The following is a 14,664-nucleotide window of genomic DNA, read 5'->3' as shown; positions in this document are numbered from 1 at the left end:
TCGTTTGCTTACATTTTTAATCAACCAGTACTTGCCATCGCCCTCATGCTTCGGAATGATACGAGGCTGCGATTTTGTGTCCAGGATAATAATGAGGAATTTATGCGTAAAACAAAAATGCTGCTTCTGGGCGTACTGCTGGCCGGCACCGGCGCCGTTTGCTCGGCGTCCGCCGCCGATCTGCAGAAATATGAGCTGGACGGCGTGACCTCCGACTTCCAGCAGTTTCGCGTAGGCGATACCGTACCGCCGCTGTATATGACCCCGGAGTACACCATCAAGCAGTGGCAGCAGCGCCACCTGCCTGCGCCAGACGCCAACACCCACTGGACCTACATGGGCGGCAGCTACGTGCTGGTCACCGAGCCTGAAGGCAAAATTGTCAAAATTTACGACGGCGAGATTTTCTACCAGCACTGATTGCGCGTAGCGGCCGCGAGCCGCCACGAAAAACGCCCGGTCCTTCTGCTGCTCCCGCATGGCGCAGCGAAGTCCCGGGCGTTGTTTTATCCGCGATGGTTACACCGCGCGGAAGGCGATCTCGCTGGGGATAACCTCACCCTGCCAGTAGAGCTGGGCCGCTACGCGCCCTGCCAGCTGGCGATAGATATCGGTAAACTCGCTTTCCGGACGGGCGATCACCGTCGGGGTACCTTTATCCAGGTCCTCGCGCAGATGAATGTGCAGCGGCAGCTGGCCGAGCAGCTGAGTGTGATATTTTTCCGCCAGCTTCTGCGCACCGCCGGTGCCAAAGATAGCCTCATGGTGACCACAGTTGCTGCAAATATGCATGCTCATGTTCTCCACGATACCCAGCACCGGCACCTCCACTTTTTCGAACATCACGATGCCCTTTTTGGCATCGATTAGCGCGATGTCCTGCGGCGTGGTGACCACCAGCGCGCCGGTCACCGGGATGTTCTGCGCCAGCGTCAGCTGAATGTCGCCGGTACCCGGCGGCATGTCCAGCACCAGGTAGTCGAGATCCGGCCACAGCGTCTCCTGCAGCATCTGCATCAGCGCTTTACTGGCCATCGGGCCGCGCCACACCATGGCGTTCTCGTCAGTCACCAGATAGCCGATGGAGTTGGTGGCGAGGCCGAATTTCATAATCGGCGCCATATGGGTGCCGTCCGGCGAGGTGGGACGCTGATCTTCAGCACCCAGCATGGTAGGAATCGACGGGCCGTAAATATCGGCGTCGAGAATACCGACCTTAGCCCCTTCCGCCGCCAGCGCCAGCGCGAGGTTGACCGCCGTAGACGATTTGCCGACGCCGCCCTTGCCGGAGCTCACGGCAATAATATTCTTCACGCCGTTGACGCCCGGCTGGTTTTTCACCCGCTTCAGGGTAGCGATGCTGTGCGTCAGCTTCCAGTCGATAGCCTGCGCGCCGGTAATGCGCAGCAGCTCGGCGCTGCACTGCTCTTTCAGGGCTTCAAAAGCGCTGTGCCAGACGAACGGCATCTGAATCTCGATATGCACGGTGTCGTCCAGCCAGGCAACGTGGTGCAGCGCCTTCAGCGCGGTGAGATTATGCTTCAAAGTGGGGTGCTGAAAATTAGCCAGCGTTCCGGCGACCATCGCGCGTAGACGTTCGGGGGATTTGGCCTGGGATTGCGAATTCATCCCGACTCCTTTGTTGTTATGAGATGCTTTCAGTAATGATTGAGTTTATCACAGCTGAGGATTATCCATATATGGTCAGCCATTTATGGCGCACCCAGTGCCCTTTTGGTAATATCGGAAGCCCTTTTTACAACAGAAGATGTAATGCTCACTATGACTCAAGTCGCGAAGAAAATTCTGGTAACGTGCGCACTGCCGTACGCCAACGGCTCAATCCACCTCGGCCACATGCTGGAGCACATCCAGGCTGATGTCTGGGTCCGTTACCAGCGAATGCGCGGCCACGAGGTCAACTTCATCTGCGCCGACGACGCCCACGGCACGCCGATCATGCTGAAGGCTCAGCAGCTTGGCGTCTCTCCGGAGCAGATGATTGGCGAGATGAGTCAGGAGCACCAGACCGATTTTGCCGGTTTCGACATCAGCTACGATAACTACCACTCCACCCACAGCGACGAAAACCGCGAGCTGTCGGAGCTTATCTACTCGCGCCTGAAAGAGAACGGTTTTATTAAAAACCGCACCATCTCTCAGCTGTACGATCCGGAAAAAGGGATGTTCCTCCCCGACCGTTTCGTGAAGGGAACCTGCCCGAAATGCAAATCACCGGATCAGTACGGCGATAACTGCGAAGTGTGCGGCGCGACCTACAGCCCGACCGAGCTTATCGAGCCGAAATCGGTGGTTTCCGGCGCGACGCCGGTGATGCGTGAATCCGAGCACTTCTTCTTCGACCTGCCCTCCTTCAGCGAGATGCTGCAGGCGTGGACCCGTAGCGGCGCGCTGCAGGAGCAGGTGGCGAATAAGATGCAGGAGTGGTTCGAGTCGGGTCTGCAGCAGTGGGACATCTCCCGCGATGCGCCGTACTTCGGCTTCGAAATCCCCAACGCGCCGGGCAAATATTTCTACGTCTGGCTGGACGCGCCGATCGGCTACATGGGTTCATTCAAAAACCTGTGCGACAAGCGCGGCGATAGCGAAAGCTTTGACGCCTACTGGAAGAAAGACTCTGACGCCGAGCTGTATCACTTTATCGGCAAGGATATCGTCTACTTCCACAGCCTGTTCTGGCCGGCGATGCTGGAAGGCAGCGGCTTCCGCAAGCCAACCAACTTGTTCGTTCACGGCTACGTGACGGTTAACGGCGCGAAGATGTCTAAATCGCGCGGCACCTTCATTAAAGCCAGCACCTGGCTGAACCACTTTGATGCCGACAGCCTGCGCTACTACTACGCCGCCAAGCTCTCTTCGCGCATCGACGATATCGACCTCAACCTCGAAGACTTCATTCAGCGCGTCAACGCCGACATCGTCAACAAGCTGGTTAACCTCGCGTCGCGCAACGCCGGCTTTATCGCCAAACGTTTCGACGGCGTGCTGGCCGCTGAGCTGGCCGATCCGGCGCTGTACAAAACCTTCACCGATGCAGCAGCAAGCATTGGCGAAGCCTGGGACAGCCGCGAGTTCGGTAAAGCCATCCGTGAAATCATGGCGCTGGCCGACGTGGCTAACCGCTACGTTGACGAGCAGGCCCCGTGGGTAGTCGCCAAACAGGAAGGCCGCGATGGCGATCTGCAGGCTATCTGCTCCATGGGTATCAACCTGTTCCGCGTCCTGATGACCTGGCTCAAGCCGGTGCTGCCGCAGCTGACCGCGCGCGCCGAAGCGTTCCTCAACAGCGAGCTGAGCTGGGATGCTATCCAGCAGCCGCTGCTGGCGCATAAGGTCAACACCTTCAAAGCGCTGTATAACCGCATCGAAATGAAGCAGGTTGAGGCGCTGGTTGAGGCATCGAAGGAAGAGGTGAAGGCGCTCTCGGCTCCGGCCACCGGCCCGCTGGCGGACGATCCGCTGCAGGAAACCATCAGCTTTGATGATTTTGCCAAAGTGGATATGCGCATCGCGCTGATTGAAAACGCCGAATTCGTCGACGGCTCCGACAAGCTGCTGCGCCTGACGCTGGATATCGGCGGCGAGAAGCGCAACGTCTTCTCCGGCATCCGCAGCGCCTACCCCGATCCGCAGGCGCTGATTGGTCGTCTGACGGTGATGGTGGCGAACCTCGCGCCGCGCAAAATGCGCTTCGGCATCTCCGAAGGGATGGTGATGGCGGCGGGCCCTGGCGGGAAAGATATCTTCCTGCTCAGCCCGGACAGCGGCGCCCAGCCAGGCCAACAGGTCAAATAATCTCCGCGTAAGACGCTGCCCCGGCAGCGTTTTTTTTTGCTGAGTTGCACAGCCTGCCAATCAGAACAATAATCAATACGCTATTCTGACAACGGAACGGTATACATACCAACACAGGGAACCGGGATGAAATACACACACGGGCTGACCGCAATTGCCGTCGCCGCTCTGCTGGCCACGGCGCTGGTCGGCTGCGACAATAAAAAAGAGCAGAGCAAAACCTTTAACCGCGCGGCCGAAGGCGTCGAGCTCAGCTTTACCTACTATTATGATGGCGATAAGGTGCTGCGCCAGGATGCCAACAACACCATCCCCTACAAAACCATCGGCGCCAGCAATAAAGAGCAGGCGCGGGCGATTATTGAACCGATGAGCAGCGTTTACCGCAGCATAAAGGGCGTGGAGCAGACCATCGACTATAAAGACAGCTATGCCCTGGAGCATCTGAGCGTCGATTTTAACGAGGCGAAGATCGGCGAGCTGTGCAAGCTGCCGGGATCGATGTTTACCGACTGCTCGCGGCAGTTTGTGTCGATGTCGGTGTCGGAAAAATTGCTCGAAGAGCAGGGTTTTCAGGAAGTGAAGTAGGCCTTCGCCCGGCTAAGCGTTGCGCCAGCCGGGCCGCCTGAGGCTACAACTCAGGCTTTAGCGGCGTGAACGCGCTCGGTCAGGCCACGCAGGAAATAGCGCAGGAACTGATCGCCGCACTCGCGGAAGTTTTTATGCTCCGGCGCGCGCATCATGGCGGTAATTTCCGGCATCGAGACGCGGAACTGCTGCTGGGTCAGAATGGCGAGAATATCGTCGGTCTTCAGGGAGAAGGCGATACGCAGCTTTTTCAGCACAATATTGTTATTTACCCGACGCTCAACCGCCAGCGGCGGCGCGGACTCATCTTTACCGCGTTTATCGTAAATCAGACCGTTCAGGAAGATCGACAGGAGGATATCCGGGCAGCGCTGGAAGCCATCCTCATCCTCTTTTTTCAGCCACGGTACCAGCTGCTCTGCGCTGACGACGGAATCGCCGAGCGCGAAAATACGCACCAGGCCATCATTATTGGTTTTCAAGGTGTAGCGCAGGCTACGTAGGATATCGTTGCTGATCATAATGCCTTCATGATGAAAAATACTGGCGCTAAGTCTACCACGATTCTGCCGTTTTACAGACCAATCGCCTCTTTCAGGCTTTTTAAGTAGCGGCGGCTGACCGGCACCGTATGCCCGGCGCGCATCAGCAGCTCGGCCTGGCCGTTCTCCTCGAGACGGATCTCCTTCAGGTGGGCCATATTGACCAGATACTGACGGTGGCAGCGCAGCAGCGGCGTTCGGCTCTCGAGGGTGCGCAGGGTCAGCTCGGTGAAGCCCTCCTTCCCTTCGCTGTCGGTAACGTAAATACCGCTCATCCGGCTGCTGACAAACGCCACGTCCTCCATCTGCAGCAGCCAGATCCGGCTATGGCCGCTGCAGGGGATATATTTCAGCGCCTGCTGAGCGCCGTCGAGCAGCGAGATATCCTGCAGGCTCCGCTCCTGGCGCAGGCGCGCGAGGGTTTTATCCAGCCTCGCGGCCTCAATCGGCTTGAGCAGATAGTCAAACGCGTGCTCCTCGAACGCCTTAACCGCATATTCGTCGAAGGCGGTCAGGAACACGATATAGGGCCGATGCTCCGGGTCGAGCATGCCGACCATCTCCAGCCCGCTGATGCGCGGCATCTGGATATCGAGGAACAGCACGTCCGGGCGCAGCTTGTGCACCGCGCCGATCGCCTCAACGGCGTTACCGCACTCTCCCACGACCTCGATATCGCTCTGCGCTTCCAGCAGGATCCGCAGGTTTTCACGCGCCAGCGGCTCATCATCAACTATCAGTACTTTTAACACGCGCTCTCCTCCACGGGCAGTCGCAGCGTAACGCGGGTAAAGCGCTCGGCTTCACAGGTCACGGTAATTCCACACTCGGCGCCAAATCGCGCCCGCAGCCGCCGGTCCACCAGGCTCATGCCGAGTCCGCTGGCGTCCGGATTGGCCTGATACAGCCCGGCGTTATCTTCGATATCCAGCTGCAGCCAGCGCTCATCCTGGCTGGCGCGAATGATAATCTCACCCACCCCAAGGTGCTGCGAGGTGCCGTGCTTAATGGCGTTTTCAACGATCGGCTGCAGCGTAAACGCCGGCAGCTGGTGATGCGCCAGCGCCTCGGGCACCAGCATCTGAATCTGTAGATTGGCCTGGAAACGCGCCTTTTCAATCTGCAGGTAGGCGTTCACATGCTCAATCTCATCCGCCAGGGTGACAATCTCCGACGGCCGCTTCAGGTTTTTGCGAAAGAAGGTCGACAGGTACTGCACCAGCTGGCCGGCCTGGTCGCTGTCGCGGCGGATCACCGCCTTCAGGGTATTGAGGGCGTTGAACAGAAAATGCGGGTTAACCTGGGCATGCAGCAGCTTAATTTCCGACTGGGTGAGCAGCGCCTTCTGTCGCTCATACTGCCCGGCAAGAATTTGCGCCGACAGCAGCTGGGCAATCCCCTCGCCCAGCGTGCGGTTGATTGAGCTGAACAGCCGGTTTTTGGCCTCGTACAGCTTGATGGTGCCAATCACCCGCTGGTTCTCGCCGCGCAGCGGGATCACCAGCGTCGAGCCAAGCTTGCAGTGCGGGTGGATTGAGCAGCTATAGGGAACCTCGTTGCCGTCGGCATACACCACCTCCCCGCTGTCGATCGCCTTTTGGGTGTAGAGGGAGGAGATTGGCTTGCCGGGCAGATGATGATCGTCGCCGATGCCGGTGAAGGCCAGCAGCCGGTCGCGATCGGTTATCGCCACCGCGCCGATATCCAGCTCCTGGATAAGCACCTGCGCCACCCGCATGCTGTTCTCTTCGTTAAACCCCTGGCGCAGGATCCCCTCCGTCGAGGCCGCGACCTTCAGCGCGGTGGCGGAAAACGCCGAGGTGTATTTTTCAAACATCGCCCGCTTGTCGAGCAGGATACGCATAAACAGCGCGGCGCCAACGGTGTTGGTGACCATCATCGGCGCGGCAATGCTCTGCACCAGATGGAGGGCGTCCTGAAACGGGCGCGCGATCAGCAGGATAATCATCATCTGCACCAGTTCGGCAAAGAAGGTGATCGCCCCGGCGGTCAGCGGGCTAAAGACCTTATCCGGCCGCCCGCGCTTGACGAGGATGCTGTGCACCAGCCCGCCAAGCAGCCCTTCAACAATGGTGGAAACCATGCAGCTTAGCGCGGTCATGCCGCCAAGCGAGTAGCGGTGCAGCCCGCCGGTCAGCCCGACGAGGCCACCGACCACCGGCCCGCCGAGCAGGCCGCCCATCACCGCGCCGATGGCCCGGGTATTGGCGATAGAGTCTTCGATATGCAGACCGAAATAGGTCCCGAGAATGCAAAAAATGGAGAAGGTGACGTAGCACAGCAGCTTGTGCGGCAGACGGACGGTAACCTGCATCAGGGGGATGAACAGCCGCGTCTTGCTCATCAGCCACGCGATGACTAAAAAGACGCACATCTGCTGAAGCAGCAGCAACACCAGATCGAACTCGTACATACCCGCAGACCACACATCACCTGAAAGCGCGTAACATACACCGCCGGGGAAAATCTTTCTTTGAAGCGCTACAAGAAAATGAACATTCATGGCCGAGATCACACTTCTTAGCGCCTCGCTCTCTTTTGGCAGCACAAAAAATAAGCAAATATTTCCCCTTTCACAAACAGCTTCTACAGTTATAGGGAGGAGAATTCTGCGGGAGGGGAAGAGATGACGCTTTATACGATTGGCGAAGTAGCCCAGCTTTGCGATGTTAATCCGGTAACGCTTCGCGCCTGGCAGCGGCGCTACGGACTGCTTAAACCTCAGCGTACCGACGGCGGCCACCGCCTGTTCAACGAGCAGGAAATTGACCGCATCCGCGAAATTAAGCGCTGGATTGACTCCGGCGTTCAGGTAGGAAAAGTCAAAACGCTGCTCGCCGACAGCGACCCGCAGGAGGAAGGCGGCTGGCGCGAACAGCAGGAGATCGTGCTGACGCTGCTCCACGACGGCAGCTACCATCGCCTGCGGTCGTGGATAAAAGAGCGCAGCCACAGCTACTCCGCGCACACCCTGGTCAACCACCTCTTCATTCCTTTACGCCACCGCCTGCTCAGCCCCCAGCCGACGCTCATCGCGCTGCGCGGCATTCTCGACGGGATCCTCATCAACCATATTGCGCAAAGCCTCGCCAGCGCCTGGAAGCGCCCCGGCAGCCACGCGCTGGTGGTGGGCTGGAACAGCGGCGACATTACCCGGCTGTGGCTCGAAGGCTGGGTAGCCAGCGAACAGGGCTGGCGGGTCGACGTCGTCGCCCACTCGCTGACGCAGATTCGCCCGGAGCTGTTCCCCGAGAGCACCCTGCTGGTGTGGTGCGGCGAAACGCCCGCTCCCGCCGAGCAGGAACAGCTGCTGGAGTGGCAGCAGCAGGGGCGCGTTATCTGGCTAAATAGCAATTAATGTTTCATTAACACCTGCGCTTCACCGTATAATCGCCCCGTTAACATCAGGAGCCTATTATGAAGCCAGCAAAAATTGCGGTTATTACCCTGTTCTTATTTATGGCTATCGGCGGGATCAGCGGCGTTATGCTTGCCGGTTACTCCTTTATCGTTCGCGGCGGTGTCGGCTGATTCGCTGATTCAGCCGCTCAAACCCGCGGTCAACCACGATCGCCGCCAGCGCCACCAGCAGCGCCCCCTGCAGAACATAGGCGGTATTAAACCCGCTCAGGCCAATGACGATCGGCGTGCCGAGCGTATTGGCCCCGACGGTTGAGGCAATCGTCGCCGTCCCCATATTGACGATCGTCGAAGTGCGAATACCGGCCAGCATCACCGGCGCCGCCAGCGGCAGCTCGACTTTTACCAGCCGCTGCCAGCCGGTCATCCCCATACCCTGCGCTACCTCAAGCGCCCCCGAGGGCACCGCGCTCAGCCCCGCCAGCGTGCCCTGCAGCACCGGCAGAATGCCGTACAGCGCCAGCGCGATCAGCGCCGGTTCCCAGCCAAACCCCAGCACCGGAACCGCAATCGCCAGCACCGCCACCGGCGGAAAGGTCTGCCCCATGGCGGCGATAGTCTCCACCAGCGGGCGAAATTCGCGGCCCGCGGGGCGGGTTACCGCAATCCCCGCCCCTACGCCGATAAGCGTTGCCGCGAGGCTGGAGAGCGCCACCAGCCAGCAGTGGGCGAGGGTCAGGGCAAGAAAGCTCTGCTGCTGATAGACCGGGCGCGGCAGCTCCGGAAACAGGGCGCTAAACAGCGGCGCGCTGTAGGGAAGCGCCAGCAGAATGGCGATAAACAGCGCCAGCAGCCACAGCAGCGGATCACGCAGAACCTTCATGCCGACCCCCCTCGCGCAGCAGGTCGGCGAAGTGCAGCGTCCCGCACGCGGCTCCCCGTTCATCCACCACCGGCAGCACCTCGCGGCGGTGGGCCACGAACAGCGACAGCGCTTCGCGCAGCGTCATCGCCACGTTGAGGGTATCTCCGGCGAGACGTTCATCGCGACGCAGATAGTCGCCGACGCCGCGCAGCGACAGCAGGCGCACGCCGAGCTCGCTGCGGCCAAAAAAGGTCTCAACAAAGTCGTTCTTCGGCTGCAGCAGCATCTGCAGCGGCTCCCCCTGCTGCACCACTTCCCCGCCGTCCATCAGCACCAGGTGATCCGCCAGCCGCAGCGCCTCGTCAATATCGTGGGTGACCAGCACGATGGTGCGCCCCAGCAGCCGGTGAATGCGGATCATCTCCTGCTGTAGCGCCTCGCGGGTCACCGGATCGAGCGCGCCGAAGGGTTCGTCCATCAGCAGCACCTCCGGATTGGCCGCCAGCGCCCGCGCCACGCCAACCCGCTGCTGCTGGCCGCCGGAAAGCTGGTGCGGATAGCGCGCCCGCAGCGTGGCCTCCAGCCCCAGCAGCGCCATCAGCTCATCAACCCGCGCCGCCACTTTTTGGCGCGGCCACTTCTGCAGCTGCGGGACGGTGGCGATATTCTGCGCCACCGTCCAGTGGGGAAACAGGCCTATCGACTGGATGGCGTAGCCCATCCGCCGGCGCAGCGCCAGCACCGGCTGCTCGCGGATATCCTGGCCGGCGAAGCGGATGGTGCCGCTGTCGTGCTCGACCAGCCGGTTGATCATCTTCAGCGTCGTCGACTTGCCCGAGCCCGAGGTGCCGATCAGCACCGAGAATGCCCCTTCCCGCAGGTGCAGGTTGAGGTTTTTCACCGCCGGCTGCCCGGCAAACGATTTGCTTACGCCGTCAAATTCAATCACCGGCCTCTCCTTTTAGCAACGCGCCCCACAGCGCAAAAAGCGCATCCACCACCACCGCCAGCGCAATCGTCGGGATCACCCCGAGCAGCACCAGGTCCAGCGCGCTGCTGAGCAGGCCCTGGAAGACCAGGGCGCCAAATCCCCCGGCGCCGATCAGCGCCGCCACCACCGCCATACCGACGGTTTGCACGCTCACCACCCGCAGGCTGCGCAGCAGTATCGGCAGCGCCAGCGGCAGCTGTACCTGCCAGAAGCGCTGGAAAGCGCTCATGCCCATCGCCGCCGCGCTTTCCAGCGCTTCGCGCGGCACCTGCTGCAGGCCGGTGACCACGCCGCGCACCAGCGGCAGCAGCGCGTAGAGCACCAGCGCAATCAGGGCGGGCGCCGTTCCGGTGCCGGAGATGCCGGCCTCAGCCAGCGCGGGAAAGCGGCGCGTCAGGCCGGCAAGCGGCGCGATCAGCAGGCCAAAGAGCGCCACCGAAGGGATAGTTTGAATGACGTTGAGGCAGGTAAACACCGACGCCTGCCAGCGCGGCTGCCGCCAGACCCACACGCCCATCGGTACGCCGATGAGCAGAGCGGGCAGCAGCGTGCCGAGCAGCAGGAGCACGTGCTGGCGCAGGGCATCGTCAAAGATATCCTGGCGGTTGGCGTACTCTTTTAGCAGCGAGAGCGAGTCAAGCCTCCCCGTCGCCAGCAGGATGCAGGGAATCAGCCAGATTTGCGCATTGAGCAACCAGCGCCACAGGGTGCGTACCGTCAGGCGCCGTATCACATCGCTGGCCAGCAGCAGGCACAGCGCCAGCGACAGCCACAGCCCGCTGCCCGGCGACGTGCGCGCCAGCGACGACCCGCTTTGCGCCAGCTGCAGCGCCGCCTGCCCGCCGCCGTACCACAGCAGCGGCAGCAGCGCATCGGCTATCAGAAAGGTTAACAGCAGCGGTAAGCGGCCCGGGAGCGCGCAAAGCAGCAGGACCGTAGCCGCCATGCCCAGCTGCGCGGCGGCCAGCCACGGCCAGCTCTGCCACAGCCAGCGCGCCTCGCCGGAGAGCAGCCGGTTCGGCGCATAGTTAACAAACGGCAGCGCCACCATCATCAGCAGTAAAAGCGCCAGCAGCAGCGAAACGCGGTTATAGCAACGAATAGCCACCAAAACCTACTTCAACAGCCCTTTTTGCTGCAGATAGTCTGCGGCAACTTTCTTCGCATCCAGCCCTTCCACCGCAATGCTGGCGTTAAGCTGCTGCAGCGTTTTTTCGTCAAGGCTGGCGAAGACCGGCTGCAGCCACTGCGCCATCTGCGGATAGGCCTTCAGCACCGCTTCGCGCACCACCGGCGCCGGGGCGTAGATCGGCTGCACGCCTTTCGGGTCGCTCAGCGTTTGCAGCCCGAGCGCGGCCACCGGCCCGTCGGTCCCATAGGCCATCGCCGCGTTGACGCCGGAGGTCTGCTGCGCCGCCGCCTTGATGGTCACCGCCGTGTCGCCGCCGGCCAGCGACAGCAGCTGGCTTTGATTAAGCTTGAAATCGTAGGCCTTTTCAAAGGCCGGGAGCGCATCCGGGCGTTCGATAAACTCAGCGGAGGCCGCCAGCTTGAATTCGCCGCCCTTTTGCAGATAGCCGCTCAGGTCGGCCAGCGAAGTGAGATGATTTTTTTGCGCCACATCCTGACGCACGGCGATGGTCCAGGTGTTATTGGCCGGTGCGGGCGTTAGCCAGATGAGCTTATTCTTCTCGGCGTCCAGGGTTTTGACCTTCTCATAACCCTGCTGCGCGTTTTTCCACGCCGGGTCGTTCTCCTGCTTAAAGAAGAAGGCCCCGTTGCCGGTGTACTCAGGATAAATATCTAATTCGCCCGCGGTAATGGCGCCGCGCACCACCGGCGTGGTGCCAAGCTGAATTTTATTCACCGTTTTTACGCCGTGGCTCTCAAGAACCTGCAAAATAATATTGCCCAGCAGCGCCCCTTCGGTATCAATTTTTGAGCCTACTTTAACCGGCTCAGCCGCCTGCAGCGGCAGGCTCACCAGGGCTGCCAGCGCCAGCGCGCCCGACCATTTGCTTGCAATCCTCATCCCGCTTCCCTCTTTAATTTGCGCCCCATTTACAGAAGCTTAAGAGAAAAGCGTAGCGCAAATGCGCGATGAAAGGAAAAGAAAAGGCCGGTTACCCGGCCTGATAGAGGAGCAACGTCGGCGCATCGCGCCGGCCCGAACTAGAGCAATTCAAACTCACCCTGCTTCACGCGAGCGGAATCGACGCCAATAAAGACGTTGAATTTGCCCTGCTCGGCGGCGTATTTCATTTTCTGGTTCCAGAACTTCAGGGCGTCGACCTCAATCGGGAAGCTGACAGTTTGCGTCTCGCCCGGCTTGAGGGTCACGCGCTTGAAGCCGCGCAGCATTTTCACCGGACGGCTCATCGAGGCGGTCACGTCCTGCAGGTACAGCTGGATAACCGTGGCCCCTTCGCGCTTGCCGGTATTGGTTACCTGCACGCTGGCGGTCACGCTGCCGTCGGCCTGCATGGTCGGTGCCGACATTTTGACGTCAGAGACGCTGAAGGTGGTGTAGCTCAGGCCGTAGCCGAACGGATAGAGCGGGCCGTTGGCCTCGTCGAAGTAGCGCGAGGTGTACTTATTCGGCTTGTCGGCGTTGTAAGGACGACCGGTATTGAGGTGGCTGTAGTAGACCGGGATCTGCCCGACCGAGCGCGGGAACGACATCGGCAGCTTGCCGGACGGATTGGCGTCGCCGAACAGCACGTCGGCAATGGCGTTGCCGCCTTCGGTGCCGGCAAACCAGGTCTCCAGCATCGCGTCAGCCTGCTGATCCTCTTTGACCAGCGCCAGCGGGCGACCGTTCATCAGCACCAGAACCAGCGGTTTACCGGTGGCTTTGAGGGCGCTGATTAAATCGCGCTGGCTCTGGGGCAGCGTGATATCGGTGCGGCTGGAGGCCTCGTGCGCCATCCCCTGCGCTTCGCCGACAACCGCGACAACCACGTCGGACTGCTTCGCGGCGGCGACCGCCTCGTCGATCATCGCCTGCGGCGTGCGCGGGTCGACCTGCACCGCTTTCTCATACAGGTTGAGGAAATCAACGATGCCTTTATCGTCAGTCACGTTGGCGCCGCGGGCGTATAGCACCTTGCCCCGATCGCCGAGCGCCGTTTTAATCCCGGTGAGCACGGTAACCGACTGATCGGCAACGCCTGCCGCCGACCAGCTGCCCATCATGTCGCGCTTGCTGTCGGCCAGCGGCCCGATAACCGCCACGGTGCCCGATTTTTTCAGCGGCAGCGTCTCGAGACGGTTTTTCAGCAGTACCAGGCTTTCACGCGCCACTTCCCGGGCCTCTTTACGATGCAGGCGGCTTTCGGCGTTGGTGTCCTGCGGGTCTGACTCCTTCGGCCCCAGGTGGCTATACGGATCGTTGAACAGACCCATGTCGTATTTGACGTTGAGCACGTGGCGCGTCGCGTCGTCCAGCTCCGCCATCGTCACCTTGCCGGACTTCACCAGATCCGGTAGGTATTTGCTGTAGTACTCGTCGCTCATGCTCATATTGATGCCGGACTTCAGCGCCACGCGCACCGCGTCCTCCGGGTCGGAGGCAACGCCGTGCTTGATAAGCTCTTTGATCGCCCCGTGGTCGGAAACGGTAATGCCCTTAAAGCCCCAGTCGTCGCGCAGCACCTCTTTGAGCAGCCACGCGTCGGAGGTGGCCGGGGTGCCGTTGAGCGAGTTAAGCGCCACCATGACCGCGCCGCTGCCGGCATCCAGCCCCGCTTTGTACGGCGGCATATAGTCGTTGAACAGGCGCTGCGGGCTCATATCGACGGTGTTGTACTCTTTACCGCCCTCCACCGCGCCGTAGGCGGCGAAGTGCTTCACGCTGGTCATCACCGAGTAGCGGTCCGCCGGGCTCTTGCCCTGCATCGACTCAACCATCGCCTTGCCCATCATGGTGGTTAAATAGGTATCTTCGCCAAAGCCCTCGGAGGCGCGTCCCCAGCGCGGATCGCGGGAAACATCCACCATCGGCGCCCAGGTCATGTTGAGGCCATCGTCGGCGGCCTCATAGGCCGAAATGCGCCCGACGGTATTCACCGCGTCGAGGTTAAAGGAGGAGGCCAGGCCGAGGCTAATCGGGAAGACGGTGCGCTGACCGTGAAGCACGTCGTAGGCGAAGAACAGCGGAATTTTCAGCCGGCTGAGCTGCATTACCTGGTCCTGCATCACGCGGATATCCGAGCGGGTCACGGTGTTAAAGATAGCCCCGACCTGGCTCTCTTTGATCATCTCGCGGATCGCCTCTTTTGGGTTATCCGGCCCGACGCTAATCAGCCGCAGCTGGCCTATTTTTTCATCCACCGTCATCTTCTTCAGCAGTTCGCTGACGAAGGCATCCCGCGCCTGCGGAGTCAAAGGATGGTTGCCGAACAGTTCATCCGCCAGCGCGGGTTGCAGCGCCAGGCTAACGGCGAGGCCTACAGTACAGAGCCATTTCATGGTTATCTCTC

The 14,664-nt window shown here is 60.7% G+C and carries 14 protein-coding genes; 5 read left to right on the top strand and 9 right to left on the bottom strand.

The features are described 5' to 3' along the window. The first annotated feature begins 102 nt into the window (after positions 1–102). A complete protein-coding gene (locus MMW58_RS09430) occupies positions 103–420 on the top strand; it encodes an RcnB family protein (RefSeq protein ID WP_045855823.1) in 318 nt (105 codons plus the stop codon). A 99-nt stretch (positions 421–519) separates the two neighbouring features. Here MMW58_RS09430 and apbC read toward each other — a convergent pair whose 3' ends face one another. Next, a complete protein-coding gene (apbC, locus tag MMW58_RS09425) occupies positions 520–1,629 on the bottom strand; it encodes an iron-sulfur cluster carrier protein ApbC (protein WP_241723174.1) in 1,110 nt (369 codons plus the stop codon). Between the two features lie 153 nt (positions 1,630–1,782). Here apbC and metG point away from each other — a divergent pair, with 153 nt between their 5' ends. After that, positions 1,783–3,816 carry a methionine--tRNA ligase gene (gene metG, locus MMW58_RS09420; RefSeq protein ID WP_133599451.1) on the top strand — a complete coding sequence of 678 codons (2,034 nt, stop codon included), beginning with the start codon at positions 1,783–1,785 and terminating at the stop codon, positions 3,814–3,816. Between the two features lie 126 nt (positions 3,817–3,942). Further along, a complete protein-coding gene (locus MMW58_RS09415; protein WP_133599071.1) occupies positions 3,943–4,404 on the top strand; it encodes a YehR family lipoprotein in 462 nt (153 codons plus the stop codon). Positions 4,405–4,454: 50 nt separating this feature from the next. Here the strand turns inward: MMW58_RS09415 and MMW58_RS09410 are convergent, their stop codons facing one another. Genes MMW58_RS09410 through MMW58_RS09400 form a run of 3 tightly spaced genes read right to left on the bottom strand, consistent with a single transcriptional unit; the run spans position 4,455 to position 7,380 of the window. Further along, positions 4,455–4,925, bottom strand: coding sequence for a YehS family protein (locus MMW58_RS09410; protein WP_045855829.1), 471 nt, complete (start codon positions 4,923–4,925; stop codon positions 4,455–4,457). Positions 4,926–4,978: 53 nt separating this feature from the next. After that, positions 4,979–5,698, bottom strand: a complete 720-nt coding sequence (gene btsR, locus MMW58_RS09405; RefSeq protein WP_095100785.1) for a two-component system response regulator BtsR — start codon at positions 5,696–5,698, stop codon at positions 4,979–4,981. Beyond that, positions 5,692–7,380, bottom strand: coding sequence for a sensor histidine kinase (locus MMW58_RS09400; protein WP_133599073.1), 1,689 nt, complete (start codon positions 7,378–7,380; stop codon positions 5,692–5,694). The genes btsR and MMW58_RS09400 overlap by 7 nt, the downstream gene beginning before the upstream one ends. A gap of 213 nt (positions 7,381–7,593) precedes the next feature. On the opposite strand from MMW58_RS09400, the gene MMW58_RS09395 reads away from it, so the two are divergent. Both MMW58_RS09395 and MMW58_RS09390 read left to right on the top strand, forming a co-directional pair. Continuing rightward, the gene (locus MMW58_RS09395; protein ID WP_133599075.1) at positions 7,594–8,325 is read left to right on the top strand and encodes a MerR family transcriptional regulator; all 732 of its coding nucleotides are present in this window, start codon (positions 7,594–7,596) and stop codon (positions 8,323–8,325) included. Between the two features lie 59 nt (positions 8,326–8,384). Then, complete coding sequence (locus tag MMW58_RS09390; RefSeq protein ID WP_071844955.1) at positions 8,385–8,498, top strand: protein YohO; 114 nt, start codon at positions 8,385–8,387, stop codon at positions 8,496–8,498. Here the strand turns inward: MMW58_RS09390 and MMW58_RS09385 are convergent. The 5 genes from MMW58_RS09385 to bglX all read right to left on the bottom strand — a co-directional run bounded on the left by MMW58_RS09385 (position 8,473) and on the right by bglX (position 14,653). Continuing rightward, positions 8,473–9,210 (bottom strand): ABC transporter permease, encoded by a 738-nt coding sequence (locus tag MMW58_RS09385; RefSeq protein ID WP_133599077.1) that lies wholly within the window; start codon positions 9,208–9,210, stop codon positions 8,473–8,475. The genes MMW58_RS09390 and MMW58_RS09385 overlap by 26 nt on opposite strands. After that, positions 9,194–10,141 (bottom strand): ABC transporter ATP-binding protein, encoded by a 948-nt coding sequence (locus tag MMW58_RS09380; RefSeq protein WP_045855838.1) that lies wholly within the window; start codon positions 10,139–10,141, stop codon positions 9,194–9,196. The genes MMW58_RS09385 and MMW58_RS09380 overlap by 17 nt, the downstream gene beginning before the upstream one ends. After that, positions 10,134–11,291: an ABC transporter permease gene (locus MMW58_RS09375; protein ID WP_241723173.1), complete on the bottom strand. Its 1,158-nt coding sequence runs from the start codon at positions 11,289–11,291 to the stop codon at positions 10,134–10,136. Before MMW58_RS09375 ends, MMW58_RS09380 begins: the two co-directional genes overlap by 8 nt. 6 nt (positions 11,292–11,297) lie before the next feature. After that, a complete protein-coding gene (gene osmF, locus MMW58_RS09370) occupies positions 11,298–12,215 on the bottom strand; it encodes a glycine betaine ABC transporter substrate-binding protein OsmF (protein WP_123709315.1) in 918 nt (305 codons plus the stop codon). Positions 12,216–12,355: 140 nt separating this feature from the next. Next, positions 12,356–14,653 (bottom strand): beta-glucosidase BglX, encoded by a 2,298-nt coding sequence (gene bglX, locus MMW58_RS09365; protein ID WP_241723172.1) that lies wholly within the window; start codon positions 14,651–14,653, stop codon positions 12,356–12,358. Positions 14,654–14,664 lie beyond the last annotated feature (11 nt).

The organism is Klebsiella sp. HC6 (assembly GCF_022605325.1).
Classification (GTDB): domain Bacteria; phylum Pseudomonadota; class Gammaproteobacteria; order Enterobacterales; family Enterobacteriaceae; genus Klebsiella; species Klebsiella terrigena.
Note: the sequence above shows the minus strand (reverse complement) of the source record. Positions and strands in the feature narration are given on the sequence as shown.

Bases quoted from the DNA above. Each gene is read 5' to 3' on its own strand.
- MMW58_RS09400 (WP_133599073.1), bottom strand. From the start codon at position 7,380: ATGTACGAGTTCGATCTGGTGTTGCTGCTGCTTCAGCAGATGTGCGTC.
- apbC (WP_241723174.1), bottom strand. From the start codon at position 1,629: ATGAATTCGCAATCCCAGGCCAAATCCCCCGAACGTCTACGCGCGATG.
- MMW58_RS09430 (WP_045855823.1), top strand. From the start codon at position 103: ATGCGTAAAACAAAAATGCTGCTTCTGGGCGTACTGCTGGCCGGCACC.
- osmF (WP_123709315.1), bottom strand. From the start codon at position 12,215: ATGAGGATTGCAAGCAAATGGTCGGGCGCGCTGGCGCTGGCAGCCCTG.
- MMW58_RS09410 (WP_045855829.1), bottom strand. From the start codon at position 4,925: ATGATCAGCAACGATATCCTACGTAGCCTGCGCTACACCTTGAAAACC.
- bglX (WP_241723172.1), bottom strand. From the start codon at position 14,653: ATGAAATGGCTCTGTACTGTAGGCCTCGCCGTTAGCCTGGCGCTGCAA.
- metG (WP_133599451.1), top strand. From the start codon at position 1,783: ATGACTCAAGTCGCGAAGAAAATTCTGGTAACGTGCGCACTGCCGTAC.
- MMW58_RS09385 (WP_133599077.1), bottom strand. From the start codon at position 9,210: ATGAAGGTTCTGCGTGATCCGCTGCTGTGGCTGCTGGCGCTGTTTATC.
- MMW58_RS09415 (WP_133599071.1), top strand. From the start codon at position 3,943: ATGAAATACACACACGGGCTGACCGCAATTGCCGTCGCCGCTCTGCTG.
- MMW58_RS09390 (WP_071844955.1), top strand. From the start codon at position 8,385: ATGAAGCCAGCAAAAATTGCGGTTATTACCCTGTTCTTATTTATGGCT.
- MMW58_RS09395 (WP_133599075.1), top strand. From the start codon at position 7,594: ATGACGCTTTATACGATTGGCGAAGTAGCCCAGCTTTGCGATGTTAAT.